The sequence below is a fragment of the Mesorhizobium sp. M2A.F.Ca.ET.037.01.1.1 genome, assembly GCF_003998075.1.
Lineage (GTDB): Bacteria > Pseudomonadota > Alphaproteobacteria > Rhizobiales > Rhizobiaceae > Mesorhizobium.
The window spans coordinates 1-416 of sequence record NZ_RZSA01001845.1 but is presented as its reverse complement, the minus strand read 5'-3'; the positions used below and the strand labels follow the sequence as shown (position 1 = coordinate 416).

The window sequence follows — 416 nt, the reverse complement described above, 5'->3', positions numbered from 1 at the left end:
GATCTTGGTCCCGGAATTCGAGGCGGCATCTTCGCGGAATCCATCCAGCTCCCGGTGCAGCGACAGGATAAGCGCGGTGTTTTCGGCTATTTTCAGGCGCTCCGGCGTGACCTCCACGCCCTGGTCCTTGAGCTTCTTGGCTTCGGCCACGAAAGCATGCGGATCGAACACCACGCCATTACCGATGATCGAGAGCTTGCCCTGCCTGACCACGCCGGAGGGCAGCAGCGACAGCTTGTAGACCTTGCCGTCGACGACCAGCGTATGGCCGGCATTGTGGCCGCCCTGGAAGCGCACGACCACGTCGGCCCGTTCCGACAGCCAGTCGACGATCTTGCCCTTGCCTTCGTCGCCCCACTGCGAGCCGACGACCACCACATTGGCCATGTTCTTTTCCCTTGAAATGCCGCGCGGGC

Annotated in this window: 1 protein-coding gene; it reads right to left on the bottom strand. The window is 62.7% G+C overall.

What is annotated here, in order from left to right:
* On the bottom strand, positions 1-387 hold a 387-nt coding region (locus tag EOA27_RS40125), incomplete at its 3' end, for an adenylosuccinate synthetase (protein ID WP_189562463.1).
* Between the last annotated feature and the right edge of the window lie 29 nt (positions 388-416).